Below are 16,626 nucleotides of genomic sequence, written 5' to 3' on the forward strand. Positions count from 1 at the left end.
TCTCTGTCCGCGACAGCTCTTTTATGAAGCTATATACGCGGTCTCTATTCCTACAGGTCTACTTGCGCAGCTCGATTCCCATCTCCTCGAGAGCGCCCAGGATGGCGTCCATGGCCTTAGACACGTCCGCCTCCTCGAGAGTCCTGTCCTTTGCCCGGAACACAATGGAGTAGGCGACAGATTTATACCCGTCTTTGATCTGGGCTCCCTCGTAGAGGTCGAAGAGAGCATAGCTCTCCAGGTACTGTCCTCCCTTGTCCTCAATGACCTTCTCCACCTGTCCTACCATGATCTCCTTGGGCATCACCATGCTGATGTCTCGGGTCACGGCCGGGAACCTGGCAATTCCCTCGTACTTCCTGTCAAAGTTTGCCCGGGATACGACCTCAGGCATATCGATAACAGCCACGTAGGCCCTCTCGCCGATGCCGTAGGTGTCCGCCACATCCGGGTGAACCTCGCCCAGGTAGCCGATCACAGTTCCATCGTAAATGATGTTGGCCTGGCGTCCCGGGTGCAGGAAGGTTTTTCCTGCCTTGGGGTCATAGATTTCTTTCTGGGAGAGGCCTGCCTTCTCCAGGAACTCCTCCACAACGCCCTTCATGCTGAAGAAGTCTCCCTCCCCGTACATGCCGAGGGTAAACTGCATTCTCTCCTCGGGCAGCTCTGTCAGGGGCAGAGCCTTGGGAAGGTAAATATTTCCAAGCTCATAAAGCCTTACATTTTTATTTCTTCGGTTGTAGTTTGTAGCCAGGGACGTGAGCATGCCGTTTAAAGACATAGTCCTCATGATGCTGTAGTCCTCCCCAAGGGGGTTCATGATGCTGATGGCCTTTCTCTCCGGCGCGTCCTCGGGGAGCAGGAGCTTGTCAAACACCTTCGGGCTCTCAAAGGAGTAGGTCATGCCCTGACTGAAGCCGCAGTATTCCGCCACGTTTCTGGCCACCTCCTCGATGCGCAGCTTGAAGGACAGCTTTCCTGTGGTGGCCTCGCCTTTGGGAAGCGTGGTGGGGATATTGTCATACCCGTAGAACCTTGCCACTTCCTCCGCCAGGTCCGCAAGGCGAAACAGGTCGTGCCGGAAAGTGGGGGCAATCACTTCGTTTGTATTTTCATCGTATTCCAGATCGATCATGCGGAAATACGAGAGCATATCCTCCCTGGGGATGTTTGTTCCCAGGAGAGCATTGATCGCATCCGCGTCAAAGGGCACGCGGACAGGCTCTTTTTTCCTGCTGTAAACATCTACCATGCCGCCGACCACTTCGCCGGCTCCCATCTCCTCCACAAGCTGGCAGGCACGGTCAATGGCAGCCTGGGCGTTGTTGGGATCCAGCCCCTTCTCAAACTTGCCGGAAGCGTCTGTGCGCAGGCCCACCTTCTTGCTGGACTTGCGGATGTTGGTGCCGTCAAAGCAGGCCGCCTCAAAGAGCATCGTCTTCACATCGTCGGTGATCATGGAGTTCTCGCCGCCCATGATGCCGGCAATGCCCACGGATTTCTCCCCGTCGCAGATCATCAGCACAGAGGGATCCATCTGCCTCTCCTGTCCATCCAGAGTGGTGAATTTCTCCCCCTCCTCGGCGCGCTTCACAATAATCTCATGTCCGGCAATGGTGTCCAGATCATAGGCGTGCATGGGCTGTCCGTACTCCTCCATCACGTAGTTGGTGATATCCACCAGGTTGTTGATGGGACGGATACCCACAGAGGCAAGCCTTCTCTGCATCCACTTGGGTGAGGGGCCGATCTTGATATTTTTTACAACTCTGGCGCAGTATCTGGGACACAGGTCTGTGTCTTTCACGGTCACCTTAATATAGTCGTTCACATCCTCTTCATTTCCGGTCGGTGTCACCTGGGGCGGGCAGAACTTCTTGCGGAAGGTGGCCGCCGCCTCCCTCGCGATACCGATGACACTGTAGCAGTCCACCCGGTTGGATGTGATCTCGTACTCAAAGACCACGTCGTCAAGGCCCAGCAGCTTCACCACATCCGCGCCCACCTCTGTATCCTGGGGCAGGATGTAGATGCCGTTCTCCGGCGCGTCCGGATACATGTCCCGGCTGGAGCCCAGCTCCTCGATGGAGCACATCATACCGTTGCTCTCAATGCCTCTCAGCTTCCCCTTCTTGATCTTGATGCCGCCAGCCACACGGCTTCCCGGCTCGTGGCCTCCCGCCACGCGGCCGCCCGCCAGGACAACAGGCACCTTGTCCCCCTCGTGAACGTTGGGCGCGCCTGTCACGATCTGTATAGACTCCGCGCCCACATTCACCTGACACACGATCAGCTTGTCCGCGTCCGGATGCTTCTCGATCTTATCGATCTGGCCCACCACGATCCTGTCCAGATCCGCGTCCAGCTTCTCATAATTCTCTACCTTTGTCCCGGAAAGGGTCATGGCGTCCGTGTACTCCTGCGCAGTGACATCCAGATCCGGCACATATGCTTTTATCCATGATAATGATGTATTCATTGTATTCTCCTTTACGTTAATAGTTTAACAGGGGACGTAACACTTTTAAAAAGTATTACGTCTGAAATTACACTAACTGGTGTACTATTGTGTGTATTGTGTCTAAAACTGCTTCAGGAACCGGATATCGTTCTCGTACAGAAGCCGCATGTCATCGATCTCATACTTCAGAAGGGCAATTCGCTCCAGGCCGACACCAAAGGCGAAGCCTGTGTACTCATCCGGGTCAATGCCGCACATCTCGAACACATGGGGATGCACCATACCACAGCCGAGGATCTCGATCCAGCCGGAGCCCTTGCAGAAGCGGCAGCCCTTTCCGCCGCACTTGAAGCAGGTCACGTCCATCTCGGCGCTGGGCTCCGTAAAGGGGAAGTGATGGGGACGGAATTTCGTCTTTGTCTCCGGCCCGAACAGCTCCTTTGCGAAGACTTCCAGGGTTCCCTTCAGGTCAGAGAAGGAAATCTTCTTGTCCACCACAAGTCCCTCGATCTGGTGGAAGGAAGGAGAGTGGGTGGCATCCACCTCATCGGAGCGGAACACGCGTCCCGGCGCGATCATACGGATGGGGAGCTTTCCCTGCTCCATGATGCGGGCCTGCACAGGGGATGTCTGTGTCCGAAGCACAATATCCTTGTTGATGTAGAAGGTGTCCTGCTCATCCTTGGCCGGATGGTCGGCGGGGATATTCAGCTTCTCAAAGTTGTAGAGGTCGTACTCGATCTCCGGGCCCTCCACCACCTCGTAGCCCATACCGATGAAAATGCGCTCCACCTCGTTCAGGGCGATAGTGTTGGGATGGCTGTGTCCCACCATATTTTTCTTCGAGGGAAGTGTGACGTCGATGACCTCCTGCTTCAGTCTCTCCTCCCGGATCTTCCTCTCCATATTCTTCTTTGTCTCCTCCAGGAGCTCCTCAATGGCCGCTCTCGTCTCGTTGACCATCTGTCCTACCTTGGGGCGCTCCTCCGGTGCCACGTCCTTCATAGCCTTCAGAACTGCGGTCAGCTCTCCTTTTTTGCCCAGGAACTTCACCCGCACTTCGTTGAGCTTTTCAGGCACATCGGAAGCTTCAATCTGACGGATCGCCTCTTCTTTAATGCTTTGTAATTTCTCTTTCATCATTTTTCTCCTTTTCTTTATGAAATGTAACACAGGGACGTTTTGATCGAATGGAGGACTCGGTTCTCCGTTCAACATTCAATAAAAAAAGCCTCATCCCTGAAAAGGGACGAGACATACAAACCCGCGGTACCACCCTGCTTCCCGCTGCGCTTTGCGCGGCGGACTCTCAGACATGCGTAACGTGCACAAAGACGGCACACCCTACTGGCCGATCAGACAGCCCTGTTCAGATGCGCGGCTCACGTGGGAAATTCGATCCTCATCTGAACCCGGGGAAACTTTCAGCCAGCGATCTCCCCTCTCTGCCGGAAAATGAGTCTCTACTTGCACGGTCAAAGCCTTTCTGATATTTCAATCGCTTTTTTCATTTTAACACAAGAAAACGGGATGTCAAGGAAAACCCTGCCCGCAGGCGGACATTTTTCCCTTGCGTCAGGAAAACATTTTGTCAGCTGTCAGCTTGTTCAGCTCACCTCCCAGCAGGATACTGTACATACAGCAGTAGAGCCAGAGCATGATCAGCACAATGGTTGTGAGGCTCCCGTACATATCTGAAAACCCCTGGAAAATATCCACATACACGGAGAACACCCAGGAGATAACCATCCAGGCCAGGGCTGTAAACACAGATCCCGGGATCTGCCTGCGGAAGGTATCCTTCCGGTTGGGGAGGAACTTGTAGATAAGCAGGGAAAATCCCATCATCACCACCGGCGTGATGACGGTCCGCCGCTGGATCAGCCAGTCCGCCACCGGCTTCAGGAATTTCACGTGGCTCGTGATAAAAATGTTCAGCGTGTTTCCAAAGACAGAGACCACAAGAAGCAAAAGGATGACCACGATAAAGAGCACCGTGTAGATGGTGGACCGTATCCGCAGGAAAACATAGTTTCTCGTCTCATGACAGCCGTAAATGCAGTTCAGTCCGCCTGTCATGGCCAGCACGCCCTTGCCCGCAGACCAGAGTGCCACCAACGCGGTCACAGGGATGATGCCCATGGACTGATTGTAGACCTGATTGACAATAGAGACGATCAGGGAGTCCACAGAGGAGGGAAACACCTGCACCACCGCGGTCATCACATCTGCCTTTGTGACCGGCGTATACTGCACCAGAGTCAAAAGCAGCAGGATGATGGGGATCATACAGAGCATAAAAAAATAAGCCGTCTGGGCAGCGTAAGCCCCCACATGGTCTTTTCCCACTTCCTCGGACACATCTATCGCTTTCTGAAAAATCTTCCTGATCATAGTCCTCCCCCGCTGTCATTTTTCAGGCAGGCAGCGGCTCACCCGCCATTTTTATAGAGAAATCATACCATCTGCCCGCAAAATATTCAAGCTGATTTCTCCGCCGTTCCTCTGTCCATCCCTCATCCGATCTCCACATCCCGGTAGAACAGCTGCAGGATTTCCCTGTAATCCGCCCCCTGCTTTGCCATCTCATTGGCCCCGTTCTGGCTCATGCCGATGCCGTGGCCGAAGCCCCCTCCGCTGATAACAAAGGTGTCGCCGCTCCTCTCTATGGTAAAAAATGCGCTGGGCAGAAGGGACGTACTCTGGCTGGTGCTGCCATCATTTTTCGTGATGGTGTAGCCGCTCCCGCCCAGGGCCGCGCGTATCTTGTTCTCCGTGTCCACCGTGACGCTGCCCGCGTCCCCGGAGGCCACGATCTGCAGGGCCACATCTCCGGGCCCCCGCTTTATCACCTCCACGCCGGAGAGGGTACCCACATTCACCCCTGTATTTGTGCTGACAAGAGCGGACAGGGTCTGGACCGGTACCTGGGCCGTCCATCTGTACCAGGGCAGATCCTTCTCATAATCCCCGTTGTCCCCACAGACATTCACGCTCTGCAGGTATCCGCCTCCCTCCCCGGGGTCTGTTCCCCAGGCCTCCAGACTGGTGGTCCTGCCGCAGGAGGTTGAATAATAGTATGTGGTGGCGATCTCCCCTTTATACCTGACAACCTGTCCCTCCGTCTCAGTCACGGCCCGGGTGCTGCTCTCCTGCCTTTCACTGTTGTTGTACACCTGAAAATCCGTGCTGTCGTTGACATGGGCCTCATACTCCGGATAGCCGTAGGAGGTCATCTGCCGGAAGGCGTAGCTCCTGGCGCACACCGCCTGGGCCTTCAGGGCCTCCAGCTCGTAGGAGGCGGGCATCTCGCTTGGCACCACGCCGCACAGGTAAGTCTCCACGGGAAGCTCATTGATTACCGCTATACCGCCGGAGGCCGCCCGCAGCTCCAGGGCCCCGCTGTAGGAGGGGACACCGCAGCCCCTCTCTACGCTCTCCAGCCTGATCTGCCCTCCCTGGCCCAGAGACTCGATCCGTATATTCCCTTTCTGGAACCGGGCATCGTCCGGGAGGATCTGATATGTATCCGCCTTGTTCCACTCAATACTCTCCCCTGCGCAGCTCACCCGCAGTCCCGCGTCCGAGGAGACTCTCACTTCACTGTGGATCTCGCCGCCATAGCCCGTTGTCATGAGGAGCACCCGGATCGTGCTCCCGGAGGTAGGCTCCGGCAGCTCTCCCTCCGGCACGTCCAGCCTGCTCTCCGTGTCCGTGCCTCCAAAGCCCCCCTCCTCCCGGGAAATCATGTGGACGATCCCGGTTATGAAAAGCAGCCAGATGAAAATGGCTGCTACATATCTTCCATAAACATTTCTCTTTCTTCTTTTTCTGAATGATGTTCTTCTCAAAGCTGTCCCTTTTTGCACCTTTTTCTTAAATGTATGAAAAAAGACAGCTGCATATACGCAGCTGCCTTTCATCTTTTGTACATCCCCAAAATGCCGGTTCCTGTATTTTGACTCCTAGCCGCAGCCAGGTGGGCGTCCGCATCTGTTTTTCTGTCTTCCACTGCTAGTACGGAGGCCTGACATATTACAGAGATAATAAGAGTCCCGTTTAAAGTTTTGTAGGTTCAAAATTACAGGAATTGTCGAGCATCCCAGGTTTCCTAAAGACATTATACTCTATTGTCTCCATCTTTTCAACTAAAATATACTTCCTGTATTTACCTGTTCTTTACACAGATTTTTCTTTTCCGTCCTCCGTCCGCAAAAAGGCAGTCCAGATCACGAAACAGTCGTCCTCCCTGCAGGCGCCAATCTGCCCGCCCATCTGCTCTGTCAGAGTCCGGGCAATGGACAGCCCCAGGCCAGTGCTCCCGCTGCCGTTTTCCACCGTATAGAACCTTTCAAAGAGCCTGGCCGCCTCCACCTCGTCAAGTCCTGACGCGTGGTTGGCAAAGGTAATCCGACCGTCCGGATGCAGGGTGATCTTCAGGTCTCCGTCGCTGTACTTCACGGCGTTGCTGATAATATTGCCGAAAATCCGCAAAAGTCCATCCCGGTTGGCATACACAAAGACCTCTTCCTCCGGCATACGTATATCCGGCGTGATCCCTTTTTCCTTCAGGACTCCGTAAAATCCGGCAGCGCTCTCGGCCAGGACAGCTCCCAGGGAAATCCTCTCCCGCTCCCTGTACTTTTCCGTGGAGACAATGACGGAGTACTGGAACAGCTCCTCCGTCAGCTTTGTCATGGCCTGGATGCGGTTTTTCATGACGTCCAGATACTCCCGCACTTCCGGAGAGACCTGCTCCCTGTCCAGCAGCTGCATGTAGCCGCAAAGGGCGGTGAGCGGCGTGCGCAGGTCGTGTGAAATGTTGGTAACCGCCTTTTTCAGCTCCGCGTCCCCCTGCTCGTACCGCAGCCTCGCCTGACGCAGATCCTTCATCTGCCTGTCCAGCTCCGCGGCAAGAGCCCGCATCCTCCCGTCCATGGCGCCGATATCAATCCCCACGTTAGTGTCCTCCGCAAGACGCGCTCCGCACTGGAGACGCAGCTCATCTGCCCCTCTTCTCATGGAAACTATTTTTATCCCCAGTCCCGCGCAGACCAGCAGGAGCAGGCAGCAGACGCCTCCCAGCAGATACATACTTCTTCCTCCTCTACTTCAGATCCTTTCTCCGGAAGCCGAGCAGCCCGGCCGCTGTGCTGAAACCCCCGACGATTACGGAGTACAGGCCCAAAAGGGCGGGATGAGCCGAGTTCAGTCCCGCGACCACATATCCCTGGGCCATGGGGATAAACTCTGTGAGAAACTCATAAATCTTCCTCTCTTGTCCTGTCAGATATCTCTCATTTCGGACTGTCTCCATGATGAAGCTCCCGTCCGCCGCCTTTGTGGCGGCATCATAGAATTCCGGTGCGGAGAGCGCGTTCATCAGGTAGGTGCTGTACATGAGCAGAGCAAAGGTCACCACCTGGCAGAGCACTGCCACCGCTGCCCTGTTCTGGCAGAGCATGGAGACCATGGTATAAATGGCAACCTCACAGCAAATGAGGAGCGCCCCCACCAGGGTGTAGGTTCCGACCGGTCTGAGGAATGCTGTTTTAAACCCGAACATGGGCACTCCCATGATGGTAGCTACCGCCATGAATGCAGCCTGCATCAAAAGCCCTCCCGCCGCGCAGGTCAGATAGCCGGACAGATAGATACCGCTTCTGGAGCACCCTGTCACAAGCTTGTTCCGGATCGTGCCGTCACTGTATTCTGTCCCGAGAAACAAATTCGTGAACGCTGCCAGGGCAATGCAGAGCATTATATAAGAATTGACGTAGATCCTCGGCAGCGCATACGACATATTCATATCATAGTTTACCATGGAGTTATACTGGGCAAGACAGATAGCCGCACTGAACAGCATCACCACCCCTGTAGCGATCCAGAAGACCTTATCCTTCCAGAGCCTGGCGAAATCCGCCCGCAGAAGCTTACGCATGGCTCTCACCTCCCATCAGGTTGATGTAGTAGCTCTCCAGACTCTCGTCCTTCTCCGTGAGTGCCAGCACTTTGCAGTCCTCGGTCTCCAGGGCCAGAACCATCTCCGTCACATCCCATTTGCCGAACACATCGGCGCTGTTTTCCGAGGTGACCTTGTACTCCATCTGTCTCTTTTCCAGCACCCGGACAAGGGCCTGGATGTCCGTCACTTCCACGCGGGTACATTTCCGGCAGCTATCCTCCAGCTCCTTTGCGCTCACCTCCCGGACAATGTGTCCTGCGTCGATAAAGCCGTAGTGGGTGGCCAGCCTGGACAGCTCGTCCAGAATGTGGCTGGAGATGAGGAAGGTGATCTTTCTCTCCCTGTTCAGCTTTAAGATCAGCTCCCGTATCTCAATGATCCCCTGGGGATCCAGTCCATTCACCGGCTCGTCCAGCACAAGGAAATCCGGATCCCCGGCCAAAGCCACGGCTATGCCCAGCCTCTGCTTCATGCCCAGGGAAAAGTTTTTTGCCTTCTTCTTTCCCGTGTCGCCCAGGCCCACAAGCTCCAGCAGCTCCTTTATCCCCTCAAAGGAGGGGCGTCCCAGCACCCGGTACTGCTCCTTCAGATTGTCCTCCGCCGTCATGCCGCCATAGATGGAGGGAGTCTCCACCACAGCCCCCATTCGTCTCCTCTCCCGCGAAAGGTTCCCCTCCGTATTTTTCTTCCCGTACAGTGTGTAGGTGCCGGAAGTGGGTGTCTGCAGGCCACAGATGAGGCGGATCAGTGTCGTCTTTCCGGCCCCGTTTCGCCCCACAAAGCCGTAGATGGCTCCCTTTTCCACATGCATGGACAGTCCGCCCAGGGCCTTGAAGCTCCGGTACTGCTTGGTCAGATTGTCCGTGGTCAGCACATATTCCATAAAATTACCTCCTTGTCATCATTCATTCCAGAGCTCTTCTGAGCTCTGAACTCATGATAGCACAGGGCCGGTAAGCTTCCGGTTAAGGAAAGGGTAAAGAAACAGTTAACATTTTCAGTTAACATTCCTCCTGTCCCTGGCGCATCTTAAACCCAATCCCCCACACAGCCTCAATGTAGTCACGGTCTGTATCCCGCTTCAGCTTTCTGCGCAGATGGCTGATGTGGATCTTCAGGGATCCTTCCGTGCAGTCCGGCGTGTCCAGACTGATGGCATCCAGCAGCTGGGCCTTGGTGATCACCTGGGAAGGGCGGGCCATGAGCTGTTTTAAGATGGCAAACTCCGTGGGCGTCAGGTGCAGCAGCTCCTCCCCCGCCCACACCTTCCAGGCGGCCGTATCCATGCGAAGATCCTCGAACACGAGAATCTGTCCCTGAACGTCTTCCCCGGCCCCGGTACTCTCCGCCTGCCTCAGCTGCACCGCGATCCTGGCCAGCAGCTCCCGAATATCAAAGGGCTTGGTCACATAGTCCGCCGCCCCGCCAAGAAGAAGATCCACCTTGTTCTCCACATCCGCCTTTGCGCTGACAACGATCACCGGGATCCCCTGGATCCTCTTCAGCACCTCCTCCCCCGCAAGGCCGGGCATCATCAGGTCCAGGAGCACCAGATCCGGATTTGTCTTCTTAAGAAGAAGGAGGGCCTCCGTGCCGGAGTAGGCCCGGGCCACCTGATAGCCCTCGCCCTCCAGCGCCCTCCTGAGCATATCTCCGATATATTCATCATCGTCAATGACCGCGATCAGACTCATAACGCCGCCTCCCCTTCTGCCGGTGTCCTTACCTCGATGAGATGGCCGTCCGGATCATAGAACCGGAGCAGCTTCTGGCCTCCCGGCAGCTCCCGGAGGCGGTCCGCATACCGGATTTCCTCCCCGTATGCTTTGAGCTTTTCCACAAGCCCTTCCAGATCCCTCTCCTCAAAGTAGAGCTCCGCAGCGTTGTTGTGGGAAATAATCTCCTCTCCCAGGCACGCCTCCCACACCTTTTTGTCCTGGAGCACAAGCCCCTCTGTGAGCATCACATTCTCGTCCCCGTCCAGGGCCACCTCCAGGCCGAACAGCTCCCCGTAAAATCTTTTGGCCTGCTCCAGATCCCGGACATCTATCAGCACATTTTTCAGTCTCATATGCAGCCTCCTTTTCGTTTTCCCATAGAAAGAGTATACCCCATGTGGTCTGCCGGGACAACCGTTTCCCGCTCTCTCTTTCCATTTGGCCCGTCTGCTCCTCACAGGTCTTTCATCCGCTTCACCAGCCTGCGGTTCAGGGCAAATGCCCCTGCCACAATACACACGCCCAGCACGACGCTCCAGACAGGCATCCGCATGTCAAAGCGGACCCGCAGGATGAGGGAGATGGACAGGTACACGCCTCCCAGCACCTGGAGAAATTCCAGTATCTTTCTCTGGTATTCCTGAAGCTTCACTTTTCTCTTGTATTTTATAAACTTTCCCGCTCCGGAAATCCGTTCAAGATCCTCCATATCGTCATCGGATATGAGCGCGTCCAGACTCACCCCGAACTCTGTGGCAATCTTCTTCGCCGTGATCAGATCCGGGCATCTGGAGCCGTTCTCCCAGCGGCACACGGTCTGCCTGGACACATACAGCTTATCCGCCATCTGCTGCTGAGTCATCCCCCTCTCCTCCCGAAGCCTTCTGATATTATCTCCCAGCGCCATCATCTGTCATCTCCTCCTTGCCTATCCGGCTGTCTTTTCTGACTCCACTATACAGCATCGGCAGCCCTGTGGACAGCACCGCTCTGGTTTTTCCCTGTTTCCATTCTGGTAACAGCAAAAGCAGGCCCGGACTTTGGCCCGTCGCTGTCACAAGACACTGTCACAAAAAAAGCTCCCCGGCGTACTGCCGGGGAGTCATATTTACATCTGTGATTATTCCTCGATCTGAGGACCAGCTGCAACCAGCGCTTTTCCAAGCTCGTTGCTCTCGTATTTCTTAAAGTTCTTGACAAATCTCTGTGCCAGGTCTTTTGCCTTTGCATCCCACTCAGAAGCGTCAGCGTATGTGTCGCGGGGATCCAGGATAGCGGGATCTACGCCCGGAAGCTCTGTCGGAACCTCAAAGTTGAAGTAAGGAATCTTCTTTGTGGGCGCTGTCAGGATCGATCCGTCCAGGATAGCGTCGATAATTCCACGTGTATCCTTGATGGAGATACGTTTTCCTGTTCCGTTCCAGCCTGTGTTTACCAGGTAAGCCTTTGCTCCGCTGGCCTTCATTCTCTTTACAAGCTCCTCTGCGTATTTTGTCGGATGCAGCTCCAGGAAAGCCTGGCCGAAGCATGCGGAGAATGTAGGTGTAGGCTCTGTGATACCTCTCTCTGTTCCTGCAAGCTTTGCTGTGAAGCCGGACAGGAAGTAGTACTCTGTCTGCTCAGCTGTCAGGACAGATACCGGAGGAAGCACGCCGAAAGCGTCAGCTGACAGGAAGATCACGTTCTTCGCTGCCGGAGCCGCGGAAACCGGGCGAACGATCTTCTCGATGTGATCGATGGGGTAGGAAACACGTGTATTCTCTGTCACGCTCTTGTCTGTAAAGTCAATCTTTCCGTCCGCATCCAGCGTCACGTTCTCAAGAAGAGCGTTGCGCTTGATGGCATTGTAGATATCCGGCTCGGAGTCCTTGTCCAGGTCGATCACCTTTGCGTAGCATCCGCCCTCGAAGTTGAACACGCCGTTGTCGTCCCAGCCGTGCTCGTCATCGCCGATGAGAAGTCTCTTCGGGTCTGTGGAGAGTGTGGTCTTACCTGTTCCGGAAAGTCCGAAGAAGATTGCTGTGTTCTCGCCGTTCATATCTGTGTTTGCAGAGCAGTGCATGGAAGCGATGCCCTTCAGCGGCAGATAGTAGTTCATCATGGAGAACATACCCTTCTTCATCTCTCCGCCGTACCATGTATTCACGATTACCTGCTCGCGGCTTGTGATGTTGAACATAACGGCTGTCTCTGATCTTAAGCCAAGCTCCTCATAGTTCTCAACCTTTGCCTTGGAAGCGTTGTAAACTACGAAGTCGGGCTCAAAGCTCTCCAGCTCCTCTGCTGTGGGGCGAATGAACATATTGGTAACGAAGTGAGCCTGCCATGCCACTTCCATGATGAAACGGATGGCCATGCGAGTGTCCTTGTTAGCGCCGCAGAAAGCATCTACAACGAAAAGTCTCTTGCCTGAAAGCTCGTTCTTTGCGATCTCTTTCACTGCGTCCCATGCTTCCTGGGAAGCCGGGTGGTTGTCGTTCTTATACTCGTCTGAAGTCCACCATACAGTGTCCTTGGAGTTCTCGTCCATAACAATGTATTTGTCTTTAGGAGAACGGCCTGTGTAGATACCAGTCATAACGTTGACTGCACCCAGCTCGCTGACCTGGCCTTTGTCAAAGCCTTCCAGGTTCGGGTTTGTCTCCTCTTCAAAAAGCATTTCATAGGAAGGATTGTGAACAATTTCTGTTGTTCCGGTGATACCGTACTTAGTTAAATCGATATTTGACATGTTACGCTCAACCTCTTTCTTTCTATAGTATATGTTGCCTGTAATCCGGCAATCCCGATATGCCAACATTATACAGGAAACAGTATGAAAAATCAACAATAAAATGTTAAGAGAGTAACAATGACATGAATTTTTCCATTCTTAATCTTTTATTTTTCTGTTTTTTAAGAAAAACAATGCCGCTTTTCCCGATAAAAAATGCAGGATTTCAAATCAAATCCTGCATTTTCCCACTCTTCAGAAGAAGTTTCCTTCTTCCAGGCCACGTCCCATTTTCTTCATTTTTTCCACAAATATGCTCTTCGTCGCCACCACAGGCTCCTCACCTGCGCTTGCGGGATCACTCCGCCCCCAGAGTAAGGGGCACGTTTTTCAGCCGTTTTTGCTGAATAAAAGGGTCTGTCCGCAGTCCCCTGCTCCAGAACCACGCCTCCTATGAAGAGGATTTTTCTGCATCCTGGCTTTCCTGTATATGATGTCCAAAACCCGCCAAATGTCAGACATTTCAGAAATATGTGGTGTTGGCTTTTTTTGTCCGGACTGCAAACCAGATAAGAGCCGCCATAACGAGCACAATGGCCACAAAAACCGGTATGGCAATGGAGGCCACATAGGTGTTGATCAGCTCCAGTACGCCGTAGACCGCAAGGAGAATCCCCACCAGAAGGAGCTGAGCGGAGGTCATCTTAATGTAGGCCTCCACATCTTTGCACCTCTTCGGATCCTCATCCTTTGGAAGCATGATCCCCTTCGGAATCTGACGTCTCCTGACCATCAGCAGATACCCGTATATACAGTAGATGCCTGCGCCGATCCCCACAATGCCAAAAAAACTTCCCATACTGTTCATATCTATCTGTCCTTCCCTGCTTTTCTCAAAAGGCTGCTATCTGATGCCCAGGATCTCCTCCACTGTCTCCTGCATCTTGTCCGCGTCGCACTCCCTATGGTGGCGGATCTTTGCGTTCAGGATCTCCTTTATGGCATTTGGCATCTCTACCCCGGAAATGCGCTCCAGCTCCGGCAGCAGCTCCAGCTCCTCCTTCTGGCTGTACGCCTCTTTGCCGATGGCCGTAAGGACGCTCTTCACAAATTTGTAAGGGCTTGCTGTGGAGGCCACCAGGCATTTCGTCCCGTCACCGCTGTCCGCTTTGTAGGCCTGGCAGACATGGGCAGCCACGGCTGTGTGCGTGTCCATCACGTAGCCTGTCCTCTCATAGATCTCTCGGATCGTCTCAGCTGTCTCCTCCTCTGTGGCATAGCCTGCCGCAAAGTCAGAGAGCTGCTCTCTCATCTCCTCTGTGATGGTATATCTGCCCTCTGTCTGAAGCTGTCTCATGAGCTCTGCATCCGCCTTGCCGTCCCGGCCGCAGATCTGGTAGATAAGCCTCTCCAGGTTGCTGGAGATAAGGATGTCCATAGAAGGTGAGGTAGTCAGCATGAATTCCCGGTTCCTGTCGTATGTTCCTGTCTGGAAGAAGTCAAAGAGCACCTTATTCTCGTTTGAGGCGCAGATCAGCTTCCCTACGGGCAGTCCCATGTGCTTTGCGTAGCAGGCAGCCAGGATGTTCCCGAAATTGCCAGTGGGGACAGTGATGTTGATCTTCTCCCCCTCCTCGATCTCTCCATTTTCCAGGAGCTTGCCGTAGGCGTACACATAGTACACAATCTGGGGCACAAGGCGCCCGATATTGATGGAGTTGGCAGAGGAGAACTGGCAGCCCTTCCGGGCAAGCTTTCCTGCCAGCTCCTGATTTCCAAAGAGCTCCTTCACACCGCTCTGGGCATTGTCAAAGTTGCCGTGTATAGCCACCACGTCCACATTGTCCCCCTTCTGGGTCACCATCTGCAGCTCCTGCACGCGGCTCACCCCGCCCTGGGGATAGAATACAATGATGCGGGTCCCCTCCACGTCCGCAAATCCGGCCATGGCGGCTTTCCCCGTATCCCCGGAGGTGGCGGTGAGGATGACGATCTCGCCCTCCACTCCGTTCTTCTTCGCCGCTGTGGTCATCAGGTGGGGCAGAATGGAGAGGGCCATGTCCTTGAAGGCGATGGTGGGGCCGTGGAACAGCTCCAGATAGTAGGTGTCGTCCACCTTCGCGATGGGGGCGATCTCCTCTGTGTCAAACTTGCTGTCGTAGGCCCTGGCGATGCAGGCTTTCAGCTCCTCCTCCGTGTAGTCTGTGAGGAACTCCTTCATCACTGCGTAGGCTGTCTCCTGGTAGGTCATCCCCTTCAGCTCCCCTAAGGACACCGGGAGGGCCGGAATCCTCTCGGGGACAAAGAGTCCGCCGTCGTCCGCAAGCCCTTTTAAGACCGCCTGGGAGGCTGTGGCTGTGATCTTCGGGTTTCTCGTGCTCATGTACTGTAAATTCATGTTCTTCACCTTTCTACCTCTTCCTCTTTTGAGAAAAGGATTGCTCTATGCTTCCTTCCTGCTCCGAAACAGGATAAACAGGACTGCGCTCACTGCCATCAGTATGGGATAATACAGATAGGGCAGGATGTCAAAGGGTGTCAGCGCCGTCAGTGTAGCCGCCGACAGAAGCTGGGCCCCGTAAGGGATCAGCCCCTGCCCCACGGAGGTAAATATATCCAGCAGGGAGGCGGACCGTCTGGGCGAGACGCCGTACTCCTCGCAGATTTCCTTTGCAATGGGCCCCGCCATGACAATGGCCACCGTATTGTTGGCCGTGCAGGCGTCCACAAGGAGAGCCAGCCCTGCGATGCCGAGCTCCGCCCCCTTCTCCCCCTTGATCATCCTGTGGATCCACTGGAGGATAAAATGGATGCCGCCGTACTCCTTCACAAGAGACACAATGCAGGCCACGATAATGGAGATGACCGTAATGTCATACATGCCGATGACGCCGCTGATTTCCTGTCCGCCTATAACTGTGTTCCCGCCGATGGCCAGAAAGATCTGATCCCAGGCGAGACTGCCCGTGGCGATCCCCACCACCACGGAGAGGATGGTGCCGCCGATCAGCACCACGAACACATTGATCCCTATGAGGGCCCCCACAAGAACCAGCACATAGGGCACTACCCTCCATATGTTGAAGGAGAGATCCTCCATTACCATGGCGTTGCCGTCTCTTGTGATAAACAGGAAGATGAGCACTGTGAGGATAGCAGCCGGGAGCACGATGAGAAAGTTCTCCCGGAATTTGTCCTTCATCTCACAGCCCTGTGTCTTTACCGCCGCGATGGTAGTGTCTGAGATCATGGACAGGTTGTCTCCAAACATAGCGCCGCAGACTACAGCGCCGATGCAGATAGCCATGGCAAAGCCGGTCTTCTCGCTGATGCCCACAGCGATGGGCGCCAAGGCAGCGATGGTTCCCATGGAGGTGCCCATGGACACGGAAATAAAGCATCCGATGACGAAAAGTCCGGCCACCGCCACGCCAGGCGGCAGAACGGAGAGCCCCAGGTTTACCGTGCTCTCCACCCCGCCGGCCGCTGTCACAGCGCCGGAAAAGCCTCCTGCGCAGAGGAAGATAAGACTCATGGTGATGATGTTGTCGTCTCCCACTCCCTTTGCGATGATATGGATCTTCTCGTCAAAGCTGACCTTTCTGTTCTGCAGAAATGCCACACACAGGGCGATGAGAAACGCCACGATGGTGGGCATGGAGTAAAAATCCCCCGTCAGCACGCCCGAGCCCAGGAAGATCACAAGGAAAACTCCGATGGGCAGAAGGGCGACTGCTCTTCCTTTCTTTTCCATAACAATAACTGTATC

General features: G+C 54.6%; 14 protein-coding genes and 1 other RNA gene. All 15 read right to left on the minus strand.

Annotation, left to right across the window (positions count from 1 at the left end; all coding sequences use genetic code 11):
• Window positions 1-58: 58 nt before the first annotated feature.
• Entirely contained in the window at window positions 59-2,479 is a 2,421-nt protein-coding gene (gene pheT, locus FGQ86_RS04720; protein ID WP_138303097.1) for a phenylalanine--tRNA ligase subunit beta, read from the minus strand.
• Between the two features lie 102 nt (window positions 2,480-2,581).
• Entirely contained in the window at window positions 2,582-3,601 is a 1,020-nt protein-coding gene (gene pheS / locus FGQ86_RS04725; RefSeq protein ID WP_033126359.1) for a phenylalanine--tRNA ligase subunit alpha, read from the minus strand.
• 435 nt (window positions 3,602-4,036) lie between these two features.
• Window positions 4,037-4,855, minus strand: a complete 819-nt coding sequence (locus FGQ86_RS04730) for a YihY/virulence factor BrkB family protein (protein ID WP_033126360.1) — start codon at window positions 4,853-4,855, stop codon at window positions 4,037-4,039.
• 122 nt (window positions 4,856-4,977) lie between these two features.
• Window positions 4,978-6,312: a SpoIID/LytB domain-containing protein gene (locus FGQ86_RS04735; protein WP_243127162.1), complete on the minus strand. Its 1,335-nt coding sequence runs from the start codon at window positions 6,310-6,312 to the stop codon at window positions 4,978-4,980.
• 78 nt (window positions 6,313-6,390) lie between these two features.
• Window positions 6,391-6,573, minus strand: a non-coding RNA gene (gene ssrS / locus FGQ86_RS04740) — 6S RNA.
• Window positions 6,574-6,640: 67 nt separating this feature from the next.
• A complete protein-coding gene (locus tag FGQ86_RS04745; RefSeq protein WP_138303099.1) occupies window positions 6,641-7,555 on the minus strand; it encodes a HAMP domain-containing sensor histidine kinase in 915 nt (304 codons plus the stop codon).
• Window positions 7,556-7,568: 13 nt separating this feature from the next.
• Window positions 7,569-8,402 carry an ABC transporter permease subunit gene (locus FGQ86_RS04750; RefSeq protein ID WP_033126361.1) on the minus strand — a complete coding sequence of 278 codons (834 nt, stop codon included), beginning with the start codon at window positions 8,400-8,402 and terminating at the stop codon, window positions 7,569-7,571.
• Window positions 8,395-9,309, minus strand: a complete 915-nt coding sequence (locus tag FGQ86_RS04755) for an ATP-binding cassette domain-containing protein (RefSeq protein ID WP_033126362.1) — start codon at window positions 9,307-9,309, stop codon at window positions 8,395-8,397. The genes FGQ86_RS04750 and FGQ86_RS04755 overlap by 8 nt, the downstream gene beginning before the upstream one ends.
• Before the next feature lie 118 nt (window positions 9,310-9,427).
• On the minus strand, window positions 9,428-10,120 hold the full coding sequence (locus FGQ86_RS04760; RefSeq protein ID WP_138303100.1) for a response regulator transcription factor: 693 nt from the start codon (window positions 10,118-10,120) through the stop codon (window positions 9,428-9,430).
• A complete protein-coding gene (locus tag FGQ86_RS04765; protein WP_138303101.1) occupies window positions 10,117-10,497 on the minus strand; it encodes a VOC family protein in 381 nt (126 codons plus the stop codon). Before FGQ86_RS04765 ends, FGQ86_RS04760 begins: the two co-directional genes overlap by 4 nt.
• Window positions 10,498-10,598: 101 nt before the next feature.
• Window positions 10,599-11,054: a helix-turn-helix transcriptional regulator gene (locus tag FGQ86_RS04770; protein ID WP_242842855.1), complete on the minus strand. Its 456-nt coding sequence runs from the start codon at window positions 11,052-11,054 to the stop codon at window positions 10,599-10,601.
• A gap of 210 nt (window positions 11,055-11,264) precedes the next feature.
• Entirely contained in the window at window positions 11,265-12,875 is a 1,611-nt protein-coding gene (gene pckA / locus FGQ86_RS04775; RefSeq protein ID WP_033126365.1) for a phosphoenolpyruvate carboxykinase (ATP), read from the minus strand.
• Window positions 12,876-13,380: 505 nt separating this feature from the next.
• Entirely contained in the window at window positions 13,381-13,725 is a 345-nt protein-coding gene (locus FGQ86_RS04780; RefSeq protein WP_138303102.1) for a hypothetical protein, read from the minus strand.
• Window positions 13,726-13,761: 36 nt separating this feature from the next.
• Window positions 13,762-15,255 carry a threonine synthase gene (gene thrC, locus FGQ86_RS04785; RefSeq protein ID WP_138303103.1) on the minus strand — a complete coding sequence of 498 codons (1,494 nt, stop codon included), beginning with the start codon at window positions 15,253-15,255 and terminating at the stop codon, window positions 13,762-13,764.
• Between the two features lie 45 nt (window positions 15,256-15,300).
• Window positions 15,301-16,611, minus strand: a complete 1,311-nt coding sequence (locus FGQ86_RS04790; RefSeq protein ID WP_033126367.1) for a Na+/H+ antiporter NhaC family protein — start codon at window positions 16,609-16,611, stop codon at window positions 15,301-15,303.
• Window positions 16,612-16,626: the final 15 nt, after the last annotated feature.

This window comes from Clostridium sp. BSD2780061688st1 H5, from assembly GCF_005845155.1.
Lineage (GTDB): Bacteria > Bacillota > Clostridia > Lachnospirales > Lachnospiraceae > Claveliimonas > Claveliimonas intestinigallinarum.